Consider the following 17,861-nt stretch of genomic DNA (forward strand, 5'->3'; position numbering starts at 1 on the left):
TTTTTAATCTCCAACAGGGAAACTTAGTCCGACGTTTAAGCTAAAATTAATATTGTGATAATTTAGCTTAGAGGCTTTGAAAATGTCATTCAAACTTCCTCCTAGACCTGCGTCTAAGTTTAGCCAAGTCCTAGATTTTACTAAAATATTAAGTCCAGCTCCTCCTTGGGCTCCAAAGTCAATCGGAGTATAGGCTGACTTTTTGTCGCTACCAAGTATGTCGTCACCAATTTTGTTTTTGGCTTTCAACAATCCACCAAAATATGGCCCTGCATATAATTTTGGTCTAATTTTATCGCCATTGTTGCCGAAAAAATAAATTGCAGACAGCGGTAATTGAATGTAGTGCAGACGAATTAAATCACTGTTGTCGGTATAGTTGGCTCCTAATTGCGAATATAAAAGTTTAGCCCCGACTCCAAAATGTTCGTTTATACTATAATTGGCAAAGCCCCCAATCGACATGCCAGCTATGGCTTTCGTTACCACTGAGTTTTGAATTGAGGAAATGTTTATGCCCACCATAGGGCCTACGGATAAAGTTTGTGCGATACTCTGAAATCCAAAAAACGAGAGTAGGCAGATAGATAGAAGTGTTCTTTTTAACATTATTTTGGTGTTTATTTTTTATTACCCTACAAAGGTGAGTATTAATAATCCCAAAGAGTTACACAATAATTCATAATGTTTACATGATTCTCACTTTACATGTTTTAAAATAAATGTAAAATTAAAAATAGACTTTTTGTATATTAAGGGGTCTTAGTTCTTTTAAAAAGCTTGTTGAAAACTCGGTTAAATCTTCCTTCCCTTTTTTTCTTTGAAGACAAATCACCGATTAAAAAACCGTAAGGTTTTAGTGGCTCTACATGGTCACAGACGATTTTTATCATGGCTGTAATCGGTATGGCTAATAAAATACCCGAAATACCCCAAATCAAATCGCCTACCACAAGAGCAATAATAGTAAATAGTGGATTGATTTTTACCTGTGCACCTAAAATGAGGGGTTCTAATATCCAACCTTGGATAAACTGTACTATGCCATAAGTAATAACTATACCTAATAGCATAGTAAAACTACCTCCATGTATCGCCGAAACCAAAACTGTTAGGGTAGTACCTGTGATGTTACCTATAAATGGAATGATCTCGAGAAGGCCACAAAGAATGGCAAAAAATATGGGATTTTGGACGCCAAGAATGCTAAAACCTATGCTATACATAATCCAAAGTAGGAAAATCATTTTTGAAAGTCCCAATAAATATTGTTGAGAAACTTCTGTAGTTCTCTTTAAAATTTTCTCTAATTCTATTTTCTGATTGTCTTTGGTGAGTTTCAGAAAAAAAAGTTTGATATGCGACCTAGAATATAATAGGAAAAAGAAATACGCTAGAACTAAAACTAAATTTGTAAACAAAGACTTGAGAGAACCTACCGTCATCTGCATAAGGTCAGTTAGCGAAGGTTGCTCGTTTTGGAATATTTCGGATTGTTTTTTAAAAGAAATACTCCAATGATCAAAAATAAAAGTTTGTGCTTCGCTTAGGCTTTCAATTGCTTTCTGTTTTAGCATATCAAAATCGTCTAAAAGGCTAGAGATTTTCCAAGTTAATAATGATATAAGAATTCCAAAAGCTATTAAAAGAGCCAACAGACTAAAAGTTGCAGCCAAAGCTCTGGAGATTTTGTTACGTTCTAACCAATTTGAAAAAGGCAAAAATAAAGTCGCTAATATGCCGCCAATCACAATGGGCATTAGAAAAGCTTTGCCCAAAATCAGAGTAGCGATTACTAAAAATAGTACCGTCAGTTTCTTGATTAATGAAGATATGTTGATAGACATTTATTTAGATTTTTACCTGACTTCTTTTTATTGCTTTCACTATTTCGTACCATAGAACACTCAGCATTCCTACACCTACACTTAAACCAAATTGCTCCATATTCATTATTTCAAATTGGAAGAAAACGGTGAGTGGTTTCACAAAAATCATTAGGGCAGTTATACTAATTGTGATAAGGATAATAAGTAAAACTAAATTGTTTTTGTACCGTAGTGTGGTAAATATTGAATAGTAAAAGGAACGATTTACGAGCGTAAGCATTATGTTAGCTGTAATTAAAGCAGTGAAAATCATTGTTCGAGTTATGGCTTCGTTGAAATTATTGTAAACTGCATATTGATAAGTAAACATGGTGCCTAGTGTAATAACCAAACCTTGAATTATGCTGGTTGTCAGTTCTTTCCAACTGAAAAAAGTATCAGTAAACGGTCGAGGTTTTATTTGCATGGTGTTTTTCTCCATTGGCTCATTTTCATATATAATAGAGCATGTTGGCCCCATGATCAATTCTAAAAAAATGATATGAACGGGCGAAAAGATATTTGGATAAATCCAACCAAAGGCCAAAGGCAAAAACACCGTGAGGATAATAGGAATGTGTATAGAAATGATATATTGAATTGCTTTTTTGAGATTGGTATATATTTTCCTTCCCATTGCCACGGCCACTACCATTTTTGATAAATCGTCTTTTAGAAGTATTAGCGAAGCAGCCTCTTTAGCAAGTTCTGAGCCTTTTTTGCCCATCGCTATGCCTATATGAGCTGCTTTGAGTGCTGGGCCGTCATTTACACCATCGCCAGTCATGGCTACTATTTCGTTTTGTTTTTTTAATGCTTCTATTATTCGCAGTTTCGCCTCAGGAAACATCCTCGTGAAAATCTCTGTTTTCTTGACTTTTTTTCCAAATTCAGCATCTGAAAGTTTCATTAATTCATGTCCTGTTACAGTGTTTTCATATCCTTGGAAACCGATTTGTTTGGCAATAGAAACAGTAGTAGCTTCATTATCGCCAGTTATGATTTTTACTTTGATTCCAGCATCATAAAAATCTTTCAAGACTTTGGTAATGTTATGTTTCGGCGGGTCATAAAAAGCCAAAATTCCTTTGAAGCTGAATTTGAATTCTTGCTGTGTTTTAGGGAAATCATTGCCAGTAAATGTGCTTTCTCCAACACCCAATACTCTGTAACCTTCTGTGGTGAAGGTTTTTATGGCGGCATTTATTTTTTTGATTTCTTCGGTATCAAGACCTGAAACCTTCATTATAGCTTCAGGAGCTCCTTTTGCCGCAATTATCCTGTCTCCATTCTCTTTTTCAAAAATATGCGTCATCATAGGCGGAGTCCCACCTAAAGGATATTCATGGATGATTTTGAATTGTGGACGTTCATCACTTTCGATTGTCTGGCTGTACGTAGTATGTAAAGCTACTTCCATGGGGTCGAACGGAATCGGTTCGGAGGCAAACATGGCTATTTTTATCAGGTGCTTTTCAGTTTCATTTGGCTTATTCTTAGGGTCGAATATTTTATCCGAGCCAAAATCATAAAGCCTTGCCAAATCCATTTTGTTTTCGGTCAATGTGCCTGTTTTGTCGGTGCAAATTACAGTAGCACTTCCTAGCGTTTCTACGGTTTTCATTTGTTTTACAACAATTCCATTTTTCATCAATCGCCATGCTCCCAAGGCCATAAATGTTGTGAAAGCAACAGGTATTTCTTCTGGCAAAATGCTCATCGCCAAGGTAAGAGATTGAAGCAAACTGTTGAGTATTTCTTTTGAATGAATATAATTGATAGCCCAAACTATTAGAAATACAATTACACCTAAAACAGCCATTTTCTTCACGAAATTGGCTATTTGGAGCTCCAAAGGTGTTTTTTCTTCCTCTATATCCTCTAAAGATTTTCCTATTTTTCCGAGTGAGGTTTCGTTGCCTATAGCGGTTACGGTAGCTATTGCCAAGCCACTTACTACGTTTGTGCCTTTAAATATTTGATTGTTTTCGGAGTTTTTAGAAACCGCCATCGATTCCCCTGTCAAGATCGATTCATTCACTGAAAAATCATTGGATTGAATAATGATTCCATCTGCCGGAATAGCTGTTCCTTCCTCTACTATCATGGCATCGCCCTGCACCAGTTCTTCACTTTTTATCTCTATTTTTTTTCCATTTCTTATGACTTTACACTTGGGATTAATGTATTCTTTGAGTTTCTCGAGAGCATTTTGGCTTCGAGCACTTTGGTAAAGAGAAATACCCGATTGGAAGATGATAGCAGCGGCCAGAAATATCCCATCGCCTGTTTTACCACTTACAAAATATATAATTGACGCCACCAAAAGCATAATTACCATTGGGTCGTTTGCAAGGCTTTTTATGACTTTCCAAAATCCATTTTCTTTTTTGAAATCCAATGAGTTTAGGCCGTATTTTTCCCTAGCTTCGAGCACTTGTTTTTGGGATAAACCTTTGATATTATTATTTTCTTCCATTGGATTTGCCTGAATTTTTGTGAACAGAATATTGAAAAACTAATTTAAAATGAAATTATGAGGAATGTTATGAAGTTTTTCATATCAATTTATGATTTGAGAGCAAAATATTAAAAAAGTCTTTTGAAGTGTTATTTTTTAGAAGTTTCGAAAATTTCCTCCGAAAGTCTTTTGTCAAAATCGTAAATATCATTTCTGAAATTTAGCTGGCCCGTATGATCTACCCAGGCACTTAGATACACGATGAAAACTGGAACTTTTGGCTCAACTTTTATTTGCTGTTCTTTGTCGGTTTCTAAAACCTTGTCTATATTTTCAATTTTCCATTTTGGGTCATTTCTTAAAATATACTCAGCCAGAGATTTTGGATTTTGAACCCGAATGCATCCATGACTAAAAGCTCTTTGGTTTTGTCCAAATAGACTTTTTGCTGGAGTGTCGTGGAGGTAGATGCTGTAATTGTTTGGAAATAAGAATTTTATCTTTCCTAAGGAATTGTTTTTGCCAGGTTTTTGTCTGAAACTATATGGCGTATTACCCGAATATTGCGACCAGTTTACTGTATTTGGATCTACAAGTTTACCATTTCTAGAAACTTCCATATTGTTTCTTGTCAAATACGATGTCCCTTTTTTTAGTTTCGGCAAAATCTCGTTGTCAACTATACTCTGTGGAACACCCCAATATGGATTTAAAACAACTGTGGCTAGTTCTCCTTTAAATATGCTCGTTTTAGTTGCAGTTTTTCCCACTACCACATTTGCATCAAAAACTTGTTGGCCTTTTTCGAAAACATGAAGTTTAAATTCAGGAATATTCACCAGCAAATAGTCCGACTCGATTTTTTCTGGCAGCCATCGAAGTCTCTCTAGGTTTACCATCATTTGCTTTATTCGGTCTTCGATTGGCGTATTTATTTGAGCTAAAGTTTGGCTGTTGAGTTTGCCATTTGACACCAAGCCCATTCGCTTTTGAAAGTTAGAAAGAGCAGTTTTTAAATCTTCATTAAAAACCGCCGAAGTGTCTTTATTCTTTAAATCTTGGTAAAAAAAGAGAAAGTTTTTTACTTGTCTGATGCTTGCCGAAGTATCTTTTAGTATCAGTTCTTTTTTATCAATCTTAATCAAAGGAAAACTCACAGTCCTTTGTAAATTTTTATAAAAAGCCAATTGCTCTTTCAATAATTTATAATACTGATTTACAGGCTCTTTTACATTTGGATTTCCAGAGTCAGAAACCAGTGAATCTAATGTAGTTAGGTAATCCTTTTTTTTACGAGGAATAAACCACTCGAGGTCAAAAAGGTCTTTCTGGATTCCTCCGTAGGCTTTTTCTGCAAACCTGAAATAATTGGTTGTAAGAAACAATTCAATCGTATTGGAGTCTTCCTCATTTATTTTTTGATGGTCTTGATGAGCTAGATTGATTAGCGAGTCAATCTTTTGAATATCAAAACTTTGGTCGTCAAAAGTTTGAATATAGGAACTGAGTTGGTTATAAAAAATATGGCTTGCTTCAGTAATACCTTTGGCATTGAACCAGGCCAATTGGTAAGCTCTTCTAGCATAAAACTGATTGGTATATTCTCGTATGGAGTCTTCTACTTGATATTTGTTATAAAATGAGTAAAGTTGGCTAGTATCAAGTTTTATTTCGCTGAAATTAATTCCAGAATAAATGGCAGTATCGGGCAAAAAACCTTCTTTATGGTTTTTTTTGCAGGCATTTAAAGAGAAAACCGTGCTTGGAAGTACAAAAAGAGAAATGAAAAATATGAATAGTTTTTTGGCTATTGGAAAATTTTTAAAACTACGAATGTATGTAAAGTAAACTTCCATTTGCTAACACAGGTACTACCTGCGGAATTAAGTCGTTTGGCAATGCTGGGCAGCCGAAGCTTCGACCCAGACGGCCGTGTTTTTGTACAAACGCCGAGCTAACGTAATCGGCACCGTGAATGATGATTTCACGCTTGCGTGCGTTATCATTTATTCCTTTTTCTAAACCAAATAACAAAAGTGCCTTGCCATGTTTTGGGCTTATGATTTCATCTCCAACTAAATAAAAACCCAAACTACTTTGGTGTGAGTCCATTTTGTTTGAGAATGACTTAGCCATCATCTCTCCCGAGTTTTTGCCATGAGCCACCAAAGACTTAAACAATAATTTCTTTTTATCAAGATCAATCACAAAAAAACGTTCCTGATTTGACGGTAAACTAAAATCAACTATCGTAACAATGTTTTTTTTAGGCTTAAACTTTTCAAAACCGTCTAAAGATTTTTGAAATGTTTCGAAATTTATCACTCCCGTTATTTTACAATCATCATAAAGCTGTTGCTTTTCGTTTATGGTTTTTGTTGGTGCAGAAGTAAATATGCTTAGAAATATTGATAAAACCAAATAATTGAAAATCATTGAATTGTAATTTGATGTACAATAAACAATAACTTTTCAAATTTGCAATTCATTGTATTTCAGGATGATAATATTTTTTCAATGTCATTTCCTTTAGATTAAATTAGATTTTTTAAAGTAAATATTTCTTGCCTTGTTAAATGATAAGGTTTTCGCTCTTTCTCTTTTGAAAAATCATGAGACGAATTCTGGTTTATTTTTTCGAAATAAAGCCTTCTTTTATCATTCTTTTTTGTAAAACTTTAGCTATTTCATTTGTCATTTTATCAACACCATCAGGGTTTACAGTTTTTGTTTCGCTGGTCCAAATAATTTGGTCTTCCAAAATCGAGAATATTGCAACTTCTACAGTAAAAATCTTAGTTGTTAAATAATATCCATCTCTGATATCGCCTGGCCAATGTCTGTAATAATAATTGGTAAAGGAAATCGGATTGCCAGGATATATTCCAACATAACTAAGGGTATATATTCTTTCTCTTTCCACATCCATCAATGTCATTGTGATGGCTCCATCAAATCCATCTCCTTTTATTTTTGCTCTTAAAGCTTGTTCGTCTTTTCTATTAAATGAATCTTTCAGATAACTGTATGAAGGAACACCTTTTCCATCCAAAAATTTCACCATTTCGTCTTCTGCTTTGCGTCTTGCATTCTCGCTTTTTAGCATCGCTACTACCAATACTTTTTTTAGACTTTGGATATCTATCTGCTTGTCGGGCTGTTTCCAACTACTCGCTATTTTGGTTGTTTTGCACGAAAATAGTATTCCAAAACTTAAAATTATTACTGCTATTGCACTATTCTTCATTTTTTGAGATTTGTGTATTAATCGAAAATCTTAATTCCATCTTCCGTTCACCCAACGACTACCTTTTTTGTTAGATTTCCACTCGCCTTCGCGATAGTTTTTTTTATTTTTCGGAGCTACCCAGTGGCCATTTCTTTGGGTGTAAGTCCTCGATTTTCTATTGTATTTCCATCCGTCTCCTACCCAGACATGTTGACTACTTGGTCTCGCTGGTCTTATGCTACTTGTATATTTTGGCTTTACACTTACATATCCAGGTACGCAACTTTGTAAGATTGCGACAGTTGCCAAAATGCCTATTAACTTTTTCATATTTTCAAGAAATTTTCTGACTAAAATAGTTTTTCACAAAAGCATGTTTATGATTTTCATTCATTTTTTCTGAATCTTCAGTCTCTATTTTTATGCCTTCAAATTTTTGGTCGGTTTCTAACATATCCATTAATTCTGTTTTTGCTTTAGTAGGGCCAAAAAGAATAACTTTGCCATATTTTAAAATTTCATTAGCGATTTTTTTGTAAAAAATGTCAATCAATTCTCTTTCTTTAATGTATTCAAGCTCTTCATTTACAATTGCTTTTCTTTTTTTTGCTGGATTACTAATGTTTGATTTTATGACAATTGCGTCTACTCTAAGTGGCAAGAACTCTATTAAATGTGCAGACATATAATCCATCCAAATACCCATTTTTTTTGTATTTTCCATGGTAGATTTATTTATGACTTATAGGGTAATTTGTAAGTAAAGCATCTAATGAATCGGCATATTCTTGTAAATTCTCAGCGTTGATTTTTATTTTTTCTTTGCTTGGCATTTCGCTCAAATACTTCGTCAGTTCCGGAAATTGTAATTCGATTTCTAATATTTTTTTAAAATATCTTGTTCGATTGCTGTTTATGGATTCGAATTTTCTAAATTTTTATGTGAACGAATTTCCATAGCTCAAAGGTGAGCTTTTTCCTAGGAGGTACCATTACACTATTCAATGAAAACATTACATGATTCACATGTTTTCGAGTGGGAGCCTTTTTTTTGATTTTAGGCTTTTAAAAAAAGTTGGAGTCAATCCAGTGATTTTTTTGAATTGGTTTGAAAGGTGAGCCACACTGCTGTAGTGCAGTTTCCAGGCGATTTCGGTGAGGTTCAATTCGTCATATATCAAATACTCTTTCACTCGCTCGATTTTGTGGTGGAGTATAAATTGCTCTATGGTAGTTCCGGTAGCTTCTGAAAACAAGTTGGCTAGGTAAGTATAATCGTGATTCAGCTTTTCACTGATATAATCTGAGTTTTTAATTTTCGGTAGTTCCTCTTCATAGTGAATCATTTCCACTATGATATTTTTAATTTTTTCTATCAACATGGCTTTTTTGTCATCCATGAGCTCAAGTCCTGACTTTAATAAAGCCGCTGCAAATTGATCTTTTTGTTCTTGGGTAATCAAACCCAAAACATCCACTTGCCCTAAGTCCACTGTCCCGTAAAGTATGCCAAGTTTATCTAACTCAGATTTTACCACCATTTTGCATCTGATGCTAACCATGTATTTTATGTATAGTTTCATGATTGTGGCGTTTAAGTATATCGATAAGATTTAAATCAAAAGTACATAAGTTAAATGGTAATAAAACTGATTTGTTTAACTATATAATATGTTTCTCAACAGATAATTAAACAAAATGTCTAGTTTATGATATTGTGTTGATTATTAATCCATTAATTATCCATTTTTATTAAATTGAATTTCTGTTTTAAAAAAACAACCAGAATATATTTCCATAAAAAAAAGCCCGAGTCACCCCGAGCTTTTCAAAATATTCAATATTCTCAGATTACTTAATCTCTAAATCATAAGGCATTTTAGCTTGAAGTTTTTCCATTTTTTGCAAGGATTTTACCTCTTTTGCAAACGGAGCCAAAATTCCCAAGTATTCCTTCAATTTAGCATCTTCGCCGCTTTTATTAAACTTCTCCATGATTTGCTCAAATTCAGTCTTAGGGAAAGGATAATATTTTACTTGATAATCACCCGCTTTAAGTTTTGCCTTATTTGCTGCTACTTTTATGGCTTCATCTATTCCACCAAGTTTGTCAACCAAACCTATTTTTATAGCTTGCTCTCCAGTCCAAACTCTACCACCAGCCACAGCTTTTAAGTCTTCTATTTTCATTCTTCTACCAGCTGCAGCTTTCGATGTGAATTTTTCATAGCCCAAGTTTACCGAATTCTGAATCATCATTTTTTCTGCATCGCTCATCTCTCTTGTGATAGAGGGCGAGTCAGCAAATTCGTGGGTTTTTACACCATCAAATGTTATTCCTAACTTATTGTTCATCAATTCTTGCGTGTTTATCAACATTCCGAAGATACCGATAGAACCTGTAATAGTTGTTGGTTGAGCCACTATACTATCGCAACCCATTGCCATATAATATCCACCAGAGGCAGCCACATTACCCATTGATGCTATCACAGGTTTAACTTTTTTGGTAAGTTCTATTTCTCTCCACATAATATCCGAAGCCATTGCACTACCGCCCGGAGAATTGATTCTCAGTACAATAGCTTTGATTTTCTTGTCTTTTCTAGCTTTTATCAGCTCTTTTACAAAAGTCTCAGAACCAATGGTCTCTGATTGTCCTTTTCCAGAGTTAATCTCACCTTCTGCTACTATTACCGCAATTCTATTATCTCTTGAACCTTCTTTTACTAATTTTTTAGCTTTTCCATATGAGCTCAAACTTACAGAGGTGATTTTTGCATCATCTTTCAGTCCAAGTGCTTTGCGAAGAGCGGCATCGTATTCGTCTTCATAGCCAATATCTGTCAATATCTTATATTTTACAGCATCCTCTGGTTTTTGAATCAATGCTTTGTTCAATATTTCATCTATTTCTGCTTTTGTCATGCCTTTTGATTCGGCCATTTTACCATATATGTGATTTGAAATAGAATTTATATATTCAGAAACCTGCATTTTGTTTTCAGGACTCATATTGGTTCTGATATAAGGCTCAATAGCACTTTTAAATTCTCCAACTCTGAAAATAACAGGTTTTACGCCGATTTTGTCAAACAAACCTTTCATAAAAGTAACCTCGGCATCAAGTCCGTTAAACTCAATTCCTCCCGCTGGATTAATAAAACTTTTGGTAGCTGCCGACGAAAGATAGACCGCTTTTTCGGTCATTATTTCTGCATAAGAATAAATGAATTTCCCAGATTTTTTAAAGTCCAAAAGGTCATTTCTAATTTCTTCTAATTCTGCAAAACCAGCAGAAGGATATTCCAATTTCATGCTGATTCCTTTTATATTCGGATCAAGCTTTGCATTCGCAATAGCACTTTTTAGCTCAGAAATACTCGTTTTTGTTTCATTATTGCCGAAAATGTTTGAAAAAGGATCTTCTTTAACACCATTTTCGGTGAATTGAGTATTCAAGTTTAACTGTAAAACTGAATTAGACTTTACTTCTGTTTTATCATCTCCGCCTGAAAGCATCGCACCTATGCCAATCATCAAGAAAAATGAAATCAAAGTAAATAAGAAAATACCTATTATGGTGGCTAAAACATATTTTAAGAACTGGACCATTTTGATTTTTTGATTTTAGTAAATTACAAAACTACAAAACAAAAGTATGTGATGACATATATTTACTTTCCGAAAATTAATCTAACGGAAAATTAAAGTTTTAAATGGTGAATTTATGATTTAGTAATTTAATAGATGGTGCTTTAAGATTTACAAATCCGAAAAAGAACAGAATTATTTTTAAATTCGCATAAAATAAAAATTAAAAATGGTTTCTTTTTCAACTGAAATAAGGAAATATATTAAAAATGGCGAGAAAACTGGCTGGACTTATATTGAAGTTTTAAGAGAAATAGCGGATAAGTTAAAACCAGAAGTTAAAACCTCCTATAGAGTAAAAGGCACCATAGATAAACATAAAATAGCTCAGGTTGCACTTGTGCCAATAGGAGAGGGGGATTTTATTTTGGCTTTAAATGCGGAAATGCGAAAGCACATAAAAAAGCAAGTCGGAGATAAAGTGGAGGTGGTACTCGAAGTTGATTCCGATGAATTTCTAATGTCGCCAGATTTAATAGCTTCGCTTGAAATGGAGCCCGAAGCTTTGGCACTGTTTGAGTCTTTTCCGAAAGGCCATCAAAGGTATTATTCAAATTGGGTAGAATCTGCCAAAACCATCGAAACCAAAACTAAGCGTATCTATATGTGCTTGTATGGTTTATTACATAAGATGGATTATGGTGAAATGATTCAGCATTTCAAGAAAGAAAAACAATAAATCAATTGGTTTTTGATTCCAATTTTTTAATGGTTTCCAATATTAGATTCGATTCAAATCCTTTAGAAATCAAATAGTTAAATATTTTTTGTTTCCTTTTTAAATAATTAGGTTCCGTTTTTACATCCTCAGTTTTTTTTATTATTAAATTTTCTAAAGTTAAAATATAATCATCAAAAGATATCTCTTTTATAGCTTGGTCTAAATTGTATTTGCTTATTTTTCTAACTTTTAGCTCGGCAAGGATTCTGTTTTTACCCCATTTTTTTATTCTAAATTTACCTCCTGCAAATGCTTTGGCAAATCTTTCTTCGTTCAAATAGTTTTCAACGATTAACCAAGCAATAATCTCTTCGGCTTCATCGCCATAGACCTTCCATTCTCTAAGTCTTTTTCTGACTTCATCCTGCGTGCGTTCCTGATAAACACAATAGTTGGCGGCTTTTTTTAAGATGGCGGTGTCCAAAAGAATGTTTTTTATAGATTTTTTAATTTAATCCGATTTGTACAAAATTAGGCTTAAAAATTAAATTCATGGATTTATAGAGAAAATACTTGGCATTGATTAAGGAAAAAAATCAAAAAAATACTTTATTTTTACGTGTAATATTTTTATGTTTACACGTATATTTAAAATTATGGATACAAAACTAACTTTAGTTGCGGATAAAGAGATAATCGAAAAAGCTAAGCAATATGCTAAAAGTCAAAAACTTAGCTTGTCAAGATTAGTGGAAAGCTATCTTTCTTCTTTGGTTTCCCCCAAATCAGAGGAATCCGAAATCAGTCCTTTGGTTAAAAGCCTAAGTGGCGTTATTAAACTGGAAAATGATTTTGATGCTAAAGAAGGATACACGGACTTTCTTCTAGAAAAATACAAATGAGAAAGCTATTTGTTGATACCAATATTGTTTTGGATTTGTTAGCAAAAAGAATGCCTTTTTACACCAGTGGGGCATTGTTGTTTTCTTTGGCGGACAAAAAAAAGCTTAAATTGTCAGTTTCTGCTCAAACATTTGCCAATACCAATTACGTTTTATCAAAGCTTAAAACTGCTCAAGAGGCAAAAGAAATACTCAGGATGTTTAGGCTTTTGGTAGAAGTTGTTCCTTTGTCTGACAAAATAATAGATTTGTCTCTCAATAATACAAAATTCACGGATTTCGAAGACAGTTTACAGTATTATTCAGCTTCTGAATCTTCTTGCGAAATCATCATTACTAGAAATCAAAAAGATTTTAAATCGGCAGATTTGCCTGTGATGAATGCTGAGGAGTTTTTGAATTCGATGTAATGCTTTAATTTTTTATTATTGATTTAAATTTTGGTTTTTTAAATCTCTAAATTATCCAACAAACCAATATACCCTGCAATCCCCTTTTCTATTTCCGCAACAAAGATATATTCATCGGCGGTATGTGATCTAGCAGAATCTCCTGGACCTATTTTTATACTTGTAAATGGCATCAAAGCTTGGTCAGATAGCGTAGGCGAACCATAAGGTTTCATACCCAATGATATTCCTCGTTTTACTATTGGGTGGTCTTCCGAAATTCCCGAGGGGTTCAATCTAATACTTCTTGGTTTTACCTCACATTTTACATTTTGCTCTATTATCTCGAGTGTTTCTTCCAAAGTATAGGCATCGGTTGCTCTTACATCAACTACAAAATGGCATTCATCTGGCACAACATTGTGTTGGGTGCCAGCATTTATTACCGTTACCGACATTTTAACTGGCCCAAGAGCAGCCGATACTTTCGGAAATTCAAAATTTTGAAACCAATTAATGTCTTCCAAAGCTTCATAAATAGCATTTTTACCTTCGTTTCTAGCTGCATGTCCTGCTATTCCTTTTGCAGTACAATCCAACACCATCAGGCCTTTTTCTGCCACAGCCATATCCATTAGCGTTGGTTCACCCACTATTGCCAAATCTATCTTAGGTAAGTGTGGAATTAAGATTTCTATTCCATCTTTTCCAGAAATTTCCTCTTCTGCCGATGCCGCAAATACCAAATTGAATTTTAGGTTTTCCTTTTCATAAAAAAACAAAAAAGTAGCTAAAAGTGAGACCAAAGGCCCGCCAGCATCGTTGCTGCCTAATCCGAACAATTTTCCATCAATTATTTCAGCCTTAAAAGGATCTCTTGAATAAGAAACATTTGGTTTTACAGTATCGTGGTGAGAATTGAGCAATATGCTTGGTTTTTTATCATCAAAATGAAGATTCTTAGCCCAAATATTATTTTTTATGGTTTGGAATTCAATATTTCTTTCTGCGAAAAAAGCCTTAAAAAGCTCCAAAGTGCCAGTTTCTTCTCTGCTCAACGATGGCGTTTCTATCAATTTCTTTAGAAAATTGATAGCAGTTTCGATTAAAGAAGTGATTTCCAAATGTACCATATTGCCTTTTTTGTTTTGCAAAAATAAAATAGGCAAGCCTTACAACCTATTTTCAGTAAAAAGAATCTTAGATTTACATTAAAACAGATACTTAAATGAGAGTTTTCATAGCATTATTATTTTTAACTTTGGTTTCATGCGAAAAACAAAACGATTCGCCCGAGATAGTTGGTACATGGGATTGGGTACTTTCTCAAGGTGGAATTGCTGGTTTAACTATAAAACCTTCAGAGTTGGACAATCGTCAGATGATATTTGATGCAGCTGGCAATTATACATTGAAAAAGAATGGAACTGTGATTCTCACTACTAAATATAAATTAGAAAATGGTAAATCTATAACTTCCACAGAACCAGTCCCTTTGATTACTTTCCCCAACGACGATGCCATGACTTTGTCTTATTCCATCAAAGGTGATAGCTTGTTTTTGTTTGAAGAAGTTTACGACGGTTTTGGGCATACTTATGTGAGAAAATGAGTTTTTGGGTGTAGTTTTGTGTAAAAACGTGCCCTTTTAATGAACAAAGTTTCTTATTACAAAAAACCTTCTAATCTAAGTCTCGAAGACTGGCAGCATAGCTTAAGAGTTCAGTTTGGTCAAGAAAACGAGTTTCGGGTAAGCAATGTAGGCTCTCAAGTTTTCTTTTCAGATTTTCATGTTTTCAATCCGTCTACTTTAAATAGTTATAAGGTTTCGATTAGGGATTTTCAAAACAAAAATAATTTCTGCAGTTGTTTAGATTTCAAAACCAATCGTTTAGGTATTTGCAAGCATATTTCAGCTGTTTATCAGGAACTTAAATCTACGTCGGGTTTTGAAGAAATCGAAAACGACAATTTTCATTATGCATATACTTCCGTTTATTTAGATTATCAGGAAGGTCAATTTGTCAAAATTAGAATTGGAAAATATAAATCGGAGGCTTTTAAGGAACTGACTCAAAAGTATTTTGATAATAACCACACTTTGCTGGCCACTTCTTTTCCGATTTTCGAGCAATTTCTCTCTGAAGCCAAAAGAATTGATGAATCTTTTGTCTGCTATGAAGATGCTTTGGCTTTTGTGATAGCTACAAGAGAAAACATCAGGCGTAGGCTTTTGTTTTTTGATCTTTTTTCTAAGAAAAATAAAACTTTCTCTTTTGATAATTGCTTAAAGGTCAAGCTTTACCCGTTTCAGGTTGAAGGAGTTAAGTTTGCTGCAAAAGCTGGACGAAGTCTGATAGCGGATGAAATGGGTTTAGGGAAAACCTTGCAAGCATTGGCGGTAGCCGAAATATACAAAAAGCATCTCGGCATCAATAAAGTTTTGATTGTTTGTCCTACTTCGCTTAAATACCAATGGAAGTCCGAAATTGAAAAATTTACTGAAAGTCAGGTTCATGTGATAGAAGGTACCGCCGCTGACAGAAAAAAACAATATACTTTTACGGATAGTTTTTATGTGATAAGTAGCTATAATTCAGTGGCTAATGACATTGAAAATCTTTCGAGTACATCAGGATTTGATTTGGTGATTCTTGATGAAGCTCAGAGGATTAAAAACTGGAAAACCAAAGTAGCTCGTAGTGTAAAAAAAATAGAGACACCTTTTGCATTGGTACTTACAGGTACGCCGATTGAAAACAAATTGGAAGAATTGTATTCCATCATGCAGTTTATAGATGTTTTCAAACTCGGCCCACTTTATGCTTTTTTAGATAGATATCAGGTGAAAAACGTAGACACGGGAAAGGTGATTGCTTATAAAAACCTAAATGAAATTTCGGGAATAATGTCCGATGTCCTCATCAGAAGAACAAAAAAAGAAGTAATGAGCCAATTGCCTGAACGGCTGGATAAAAACCTTTTTGTGCCAATGACAAAAACACAAAAAGACCTGCATGATGAGTTCTATGGTTTGGTTTCTCGGTTGGTTTCTAAATGGAGAAGTTCGGGTTTTTTAAATGAAATAGATCGCCAAAGATTGATATTGTCTTTGAGTCAAATGCGAATGGTTTGTGATAGTACTTTTATTTTAGACCAACACTCACGCAATGACACCAAAATAGAAGAATTGATGAGTATTTTGGAAGAATATTTTGAAAATGGAGGTGAAAAAGTAGTGATCTTCAGTCAATGGGAGCGTATGACGAGATTGGTAAGCCAAGAATTATCCAATCGGCAAATTGGCTTTGAATATTTAAATGGAAGTGTACCAAGTGAGAAAAGAAAGGTTTTATTGGATAATTTTAAAGACAAAAAAGAGTCAAATGTTTTTCTTTCAACTGATGCTGGAGGTGTTGGTTTAAATCTTCAATCCGCTTCAATGATCATCAATTTGGATATTCCTTGGAATCCAGCTGTGTTGGAACAAAGAATTGGAAGAGTGTATCGAATTGGTCAAAAAAACAAAGTTACGGTGATTAATTTGATTTCGACAGGCACCATTGAGCACAAAATGCTAGATATCTTAAAGTTTAAGTCTTCGATGGCGATTGGAGTTTTGGATGGGGGAGAAGATACCATTTTCTTAAACAATGACCAGTTTAAAGAATTTATGGAGTCTTTAGAAACCGTAACCGAACAAAAAACTGTTGAGATAGAAACGCATGACGAACCAGAAACTGAAGAAATAGCAAATGAAGTCGAAAATGTTAAAAAACAAATGGAGTTGATTGTTGGTGACGATGATGTGCCCATTTTGGAAATTCCAGAAAAAAAACCAAATATAGATTTGATAAATCAAGGAGTGTCTTTTTTTGAGAATTTAATAAAAACATTGCAGAGTCCTGATGCTACGCAAGAATTAATAAAAAGTTTAACGGAAAGAGATAAAGACGGAAATGTTTTTCTAAAAATACCAATCCAAAACCAAGCAATTTTAACAAATGCATTAAAGGTTTTAAGTGGTTTTTTGGGAAATGTTTCTAAAAATGAATAGAATGATTCAACTAAGCACCAAATACACCGCCACAAAATGAAAAACAGCAGCAAAAAGCACAAATAAATGCCATATCAAGTGATTGTACGGAATTTTCTGGTTTTGGTAAAATATCACTCCGATTAAATAACTTAATCCGCCAGCTACTAAAAAACAGAAAGGAACATCTGGAATTCGACTCCAAAAACCTGCATCGAAAAAGAAAATCATGCAGCCTATGAAGATATAGATTAAGCTTGAGAGCAGTCTAAATCTCCCCGTGTAAAATACTTTTTTGATAATGCCCAAAGCTATCAGAGACCATTGTACTAAAAAGAACATTTTGGCAGTGGCAGGTTCGGTAAATAATATTATAAATGGAATATAAGTGCCACCAATCAAAAAGAAAATGCTTATATGGTCAAAGATTCTCAGTGCCCGTTTGGCCAAAGGATTGAAAACTGCATGATATAAAGTAGAGAAAGTAAAAACCATTAAAAGCCCTAAAAAGTAAACAGAAGCACCAAAACCAAGGTGTTTTATATCTTTATTTACAGCCAAATTGATCATCAAAGGCCCAAAAGCCAAACTTAATATTAGGCCAATGCCATGAGATACAGCATTCGCAATTTCAGCTTTTAGTAATCTTTCGTTTTCCAAT

18 protein-coding genes are annotated in these 17,861 nt (G+C 34.0%); 5 read left to right on the top strand and 13 right to left on the bottom strand.

Going from position 1 to position 17,861, the window contains the following annotated elements:
* Nucleotides 1-3: 3 nt before the first annotated feature.
* The 10 genes from EGI22_RS12120 to sppA form a co-directional block, all read right to left on the bottom strand.
* Nucleotides 4-609, bottom strand: a complete 606-nt coding sequence (locus EGI22_RS12120) for a porin family protein (protein WP_255068703.1) — start codon at nt 607-609, stop codon at nt 4-6.
* Between the two features lie 143 nt (nt 610-752).
* The gene (locus tag EGI22_RS12125) at nt 753-1,847 is read right to left on the bottom strand and encodes an AI-2E family transporter (RefSeq protein ID WP_255068704.1); all 1,095 of its coding nucleotides are present in this window, start codon (nt 1,845-1,847) and stop codon (nt 753-755) included.
* A 4-nt stretch (nt 1,848-1,851) separates the two neighbouring features.
* Nucleotides 1,852-4,347: a cation-translocating P-type ATPase gene (locus EGI22_RS12130; protein WP_255068705.1), complete on the bottom strand. Its 2,496-nt coding sequence runs from the start codon at nt 4,345-4,347 to the stop codon at nt 1,852-1,854.
* Between the two features lie 131 nt (nt 4,348-4,478).
* Nucleotides 4,479-6,185, bottom strand: coding sequence for a murein L,D-transpeptidase (locus EGI22_RS12135; RefSeq protein WP_255068706.1), 1,707 nt, complete (start codon nt 6,183-6,185; stop codon nt 4,479-4,481).
* Nucleotides 6,157-6,765: a murein L,D-transpeptidase catalytic domain family protein gene (locus EGI22_RS12140; RefSeq protein WP_255068707.1), complete on the bottom strand. Its 609-nt coding sequence runs from the start codon at nt 6,763-6,765 to the stop codon at nt 6,157-6,159. The genes EGI22_RS12135 and EGI22_RS12140 overlap by 29 nt, the downstream gene beginning before the upstream one ends.
* A gap of 193 nt (nt 6,766-6,958) precedes the next feature.
* Complete coding sequence (locus EGI22_RS12145; RefSeq protein ID WP_255068708.1) at nt 6,959-7,576, bottom strand: hypothetical protein; 618 nt, start codon at nt 7,574-7,576, stop codon at nt 6,959-6,961.
* 30 nt (nt 7,577-7,606) lie between these two features.
* The gene (locus EGI22_RS12150) at nt 7,607-7,888 is read right to left on the bottom strand and encodes a hypothetical protein (RefSeq protein ID WP_255068709.1); all 282 of its coding nucleotides are present in this window, start codon (nt 7,886-7,888) and stop codon (nt 7,607-7,609) included.
* A gap of 4 nt (nt 7,889-7,892) precedes the next feature.
* Nucleotides 7,893-8,282 (bottom strand): hypothetical protein, encoded by a 390-nt coding sequence (locus EGI22_RS12155; RefSeq protein WP_255068710.1) that lies wholly within the window; start codon nt 8,280-8,282, stop codon nt 7,893-7,895.
* Nucleotides 8,283-8,580: 298 nt separating this feature from the next.
* Nucleotides 8,581-9,141, bottom strand: coding sequence for an AraC family transcriptional regulator (locus EGI22_RS12160; protein WP_255068712.1), 561 nt, complete (start codon nt 9,139-9,141; stop codon nt 8,581-8,583).
* 268 nt (nt 9,142-9,409) lie between these two features.
* Nucleotides 9,410-11,173: a signal peptide peptidase SppA gene (sppA, locus tag EGI22_RS12165; protein WP_255068713.1), complete on the bottom strand. Its 1,764-nt coding sequence runs from the start codon at nt 11,171-11,173 to the stop codon at nt 9,410-9,412.
* Nucleotides 11,174-11,381: 208 nt separating this feature from the next.
* On the opposite strand from sppA, the gene EGI22_RS12170 reads away from it, so the two are divergent.
* Entirely contained in the window at nt 11,382-11,891 is a 510-nt protein-coding gene (locus EGI22_RS12170; protein ID WP_255068714.1) for a YdeI/OmpD-associated family protein, read from the top strand.
* A gap of 1 nt (nt 11,892) precedes the next feature.
* Here the strand turns inward: EGI22_RS12170 and EGI22_RS12175 are convergent, their stop codons facing one another.
* Nucleotides 11,893-12,357 carry a regulatory protein RecX gene (locus EGI22_RS12175; RefSeq protein WP_255068716.1) on the bottom strand — a complete coding sequence of 155 codons (465 nt, stop codon included), beginning with the start codon at nt 12,355-12,357 and terminating at the stop codon, nt 11,893-11,895.
* A gap of 172 nt (nt 12,358-12,529) precedes the next feature.
* Here EGI22_RS12175 and EGI22_RS12180 point away from each other — a divergent pair, with 172 nt between their 5' ends.
* Nucleotides 12,530-12,775 carry a DUF6364 family protein gene (locus EGI22_RS12180; protein ID WP_255068717.1) on the top strand — a complete coding sequence of 82 codons (246 nt, stop codon included), beginning with the start codon at nt 12,530-12,532 and terminating at the stop codon, nt 12,773-12,775.
* A complete protein-coding gene (locus tag EGI22_RS12185) occupies nt 12,772-13,185 on the top strand; it encodes a PIN domain-containing protein (RefSeq protein ID WP_255068718.1) in 414 nt (137 codons plus the stop codon). Before EGI22_RS12180 ends, EGI22_RS12185 begins: the two co-directional genes overlap by 4 nt.
* A gap of 38 nt (nt 13,186-13,223) precedes the next feature.
* Here the strand turns inward: EGI22_RS12185 and EGI22_RS12190 are convergent, their stop codons facing one another.
* Nucleotides 13,224-14,297, bottom strand: a complete 1,074-nt coding sequence (locus EGI22_RS12190) for a M20 family metallo-hydrolase (protein ID WP_255068719.1) — start codon at nt 14,295-14,297, stop codon at nt 13,224-13,226.
* A 95-nt stretch (nt 14,298-14,392) separates the two neighbouring features.
* On the opposite strand from EGI22_RS12190, the gene EGI22_RS12195 reads away from it, so the two are divergent.
* Both EGI22_RS12195 and EGI22_RS12200 read left to right on the top strand, forming a co-directional pair.
* Complete coding sequence (locus EGI22_RS12195) at nt 14,393-14,776, top strand: hypothetical protein (protein ID WP_255068720.1); 384 nt, start codon at nt 14,393-14,395, stop codon at nt 14,774-14,776.
* A gap of 39 nt (nt 14,777-14,815) precedes the next feature.
* A complete protein-coding gene (locus tag EGI22_RS12200; RefSeq protein ID WP_255068721.1) occupies nt 14,816-17,221 on the top strand; it encodes a DEAD/DEAH box helicase in 2,406 nt (801 codons plus the stop codon).
* A 6-nt stretch (nt 17,222-17,227) separates the two neighbouring features.
* On the opposite strand, the gene EGI22_RS12205 is transcribed toward EGI22_RS12200, so the two are convergent.
* Nucleotides 17,228-17,860 carry a hemolysin III family protein gene (locus tag EGI22_RS12205; protein ID WP_255068722.1) on the bottom strand — a complete coding sequence of 211 codons (633 nt, stop codon included), beginning with the start codon at nt 17,858-17,860 and terminating at the stop codon, nt 17,228-17,230.
* Nucleotide 17,861: the final 1 nt, after the last annotated feature.

Origin of the sequence: Lacihabitans sp. LS3-19, from assembly GCF_024343575.1 — a bacterium.
In the GTDB taxonomy this organism is placed as follows: Bacteria; Bacteroidota; Bacteroidia; order Cytophagales; family Spirosomataceae; genus Leadbetterella.

Excerpts from the sequence above, each read along its gene's own strand:
- EGI22_RS12145 (WP_255068708.1), bottom strand. The coding sequence starts at position 7,576 with ATGAAGAATAGTGCAATAGCAGTAATAATTTTAAGTTTTGGAATACTA.
- EGI22_RS12130 (WP_255068705.1), bottom strand. The coding sequence starts at position 4,347 with ATGGAAGAAAATAATAATATCAAAGGTTTATCCCAAAAACAAGTGCTC.
- EGI22_RS12195 (WP_255068720.1), top strand. The coding sequence starts at position 14,393 with ATGAGAGTTTTCATAGCATTATTATTTTTAACTTTGGTTTCATGCGAA.
- EGI22_RS12200 (WP_255068721.1), top strand. The coding sequence starts at position 14,816 with ATGAACAAAGTTTCTTATTACAAAAAACCTTCTAATCTAAGTCTCGAA.
- EGI22_RS12140 (WP_255068707.1), bottom strand. The coding sequence starts at position 6,765 with ATGATTTTCAATTATTTGGTTTTATCAATATTTCTAAGCATATTTACT.
- EGI22_RS12125 (WP_255068704.1), bottom strand. The coding sequence starts at position 1,847 with ATGTCTATCAACATATCTTCATTAATCAAGAAACTGACGGTACTATTT.
- EGI22_RS12150 (WP_255068709.1), bottom strand. The coding sequence starts at position 7,888 with ATGAAAAAGTTAATAGGCATTTTGGCAACTGTCGCAATCTTACAAAGT.
- EGI22_RS12190 (WP_255068719.1), bottom strand. The coding sequence starts at position 14,297 with ATGGTACATTTGGAAATCACTTCTTTAATCGAAACTGCTATCAATTTT.
- EGI22_RS12185 (WP_255068718.1), top strand. The coding sequence starts at position 12,772 with ATGAGAAAGCTATTTGTTGATACCAATATTGTTTTGGATTTGTTAGCA.
- EGI22_RS12155 (WP_255068710.1), bottom strand. The coding sequence starts at position 8,282 with ATGGAAAATACAAAAAAAATGGGTATTTGGATGGATTATATGTCTGCA.
- sppA (WP_255068713.1), bottom strand. The coding sequence starts at position 11,173 with ATGGTCCAGTTCTTAAAATATGTTTTAGCCACCATAATAGGTATTTTC.
- EGI22_RS12170 (WP_255068714.1), top strand. The coding sequence starts at position 11,382 with ATGGTTTCTTTTTCAACTGAAATAAGGAAATATATTAAAAATGGCGAG.
- EGI22_RS12120 (WP_255068703.1), bottom strand. The coding sequence starts at position 609 with ATGTTAAAAAGAACACTTCTATCTATCTGCCTACTCTCGTTTTTTGGA.
- EGI22_RS12135 (WP_255068706.1), bottom strand. The coding sequence starts at position 6,185 with ATGGAAGTTTACTTTACATACATTCGTAGTTTTAAAAATTTTCCAATA.
- EGI22_RS12180 (WP_255068717.1), top strand. The coding sequence starts at position 12,530 with ATGGATACAAAACTAACTTTAGTTGCGGATAAAGAGATAATCGAAAAA.
- EGI22_RS12160 (WP_255068712.1), bottom strand. The coding sequence starts at position 9,141 with ATGAAACTATACATAAAATACATGGTTAGCATCAGATGCAAAATGGTG.